Raw genomic sequence first — 1,583 nt, 5'->3', positions numbered from 1 at the left:
ACACCTAATGGCGGCCAATCAGGAAATAACGGTCAGTTACTGAATGGGAACGGCTCGGAAGGAAACAGCGGACAAGTACCCATTGGTGGTCAGGTGGGAAACGGTAATCAGATAGTGAATGGAAACGGACAAGCAGGAAAAAACAGTCAGTTACCAAATGGCATCCAAATTCCAACGGATAAATGGTTTGCTGAATATATCCCTGCGGAAGGAAATGGCAGGCTTGAGGAAAATGGTAGTAGCAAAATTCCGAAGGCGCAATTTGGAGAGGAAACAACGACTTCGCTCGGTAAAATCCTTTTTCAAACTCGAGATGATAGTAGGGGTATATTTGGTCATGTTAAAGGTGTTATTGTAGATGCCCAAAACTATTTATTTAGTTTTTTGAATAAAGATGTTGCTGGCCCCGTCCTTGCTAAGATAGCTGGCTTTGATGCAAAGCCGATGCCTAATGGAAAGTCAGGATATGCTGTAACCATTGAAAAAAATAAATATTCAAATAAGCTATTGAACAACATTTACCAAGACTATAAAAGGTATTACGATGGAGAAACGAAATCATTAGGAGTCCAGACTAAGCAAATTCGGGAAAAAACATTTAATACCTATTTCAATAGTAAAAATTTTAGACCCAAAGGCATGAATCCGGTTAAATACTGGGCAAAATCAATGATAACAGCTGTAAATGATGCTTGGAATCCTTTTACAAAAAAGATTTTTACAAAAAAGGGTTTGATGGATGGTACGGCATTTAATAAAGGGTTTTGGTCTGGTAGCAATATTGCAAAATTGGGTGGTCCGCTTAATGTTATTTTGTCATCAGCTAACTCCCTGTTCGACTATAGTAAAGTGGGGAAACATAGGGATTATGGTTATAAATCTACTGAATTTGCGGCTGATCTATCTGTTGAGTTAGCCATTGGTGTTGGGACGACAGCATTAGGTAGTGTTGCTACAAGTATGGCGATTGGTGCAGCTGCGGGATCAGTAGTACCAGTAGCCGGAACAATAGCTGGGGCGGTTGCTGGTTTATTGGTTGGCTTAGGCAGTAACTATTTAATTAACGGTACAAGAAGAGGAATAAGAATTAAAAATCGTGTTAAAAAAGCAGTCAATGCCGCTTTTGAGATTGGAGTTAATGCATTTTATAAAGGTGTAGAGAAATTAGGTGGAGTATTTGGCTTCTAAAAAGGAAAAATTCTCATATGGACCTGCATCGGGCTTGATGGGATTAAGTGTTATTCTTATTCCAATAATGAGTGCGATTCCTACATGGTCGTTAAAAATATTTATGCTTAACGTATGTTTAGCAACTTTTTTGACATTGTTAGCACGATATTTATATGAAAAGATTCCGGAAGAATATTGGTATAACTCGCTTGTTAATTATTTTATAACAAGTTCAATGGGTTTTTATGCTGTTACCCCATTTTTAAGAATTACTTATCACTTTTCACTGTTTTGGTTATTTTTATTCTTATACGTTTTCATATTGGTATTTACAGTGTTCAAGAGAGAAATGATTTTTCAGGCGTTTCATAAGCCAGGGGAATCGAAACTTGCAATTGGAACGATTATAGTTT

General features: G+C 37.3%; 2 protein-coding genes. Both read left to right on the top strand.

Annotated elements, in window-relative coordinates; translation table 11 throughout:
* Positions 1-1,188: hypothetical protein (locus GX497_01860; GenBank protein HHY71973.1), on the top strand; the 1,188-nt coding region annotated here is incomplete at its 5' end.
* Positions 1,178-1,583, top strand: a 406-nt coding sequence (locus GX497_01855; protein HHY71972.1) for a hypothetical protein, incomplete at its 3' end; no start/stop codon positions are given. The genes GX497_01860 and GX497_01855, both read left to right, overlap by 11 nt.

The sequence above is a fragment of the Bacillus sp. (in: firmicutes) genome, assembly GCA_012842745.1.
Classification (GTDB): domain Bacteria; phylum Bacillota; class Bacilli; order Bacillales; family Bacillaceae_J; genus Schinkia.
Note: the sequence above shows the minus strand (reverse complement) of the source record. Positions and strands in the feature narration are given on the sequence as shown.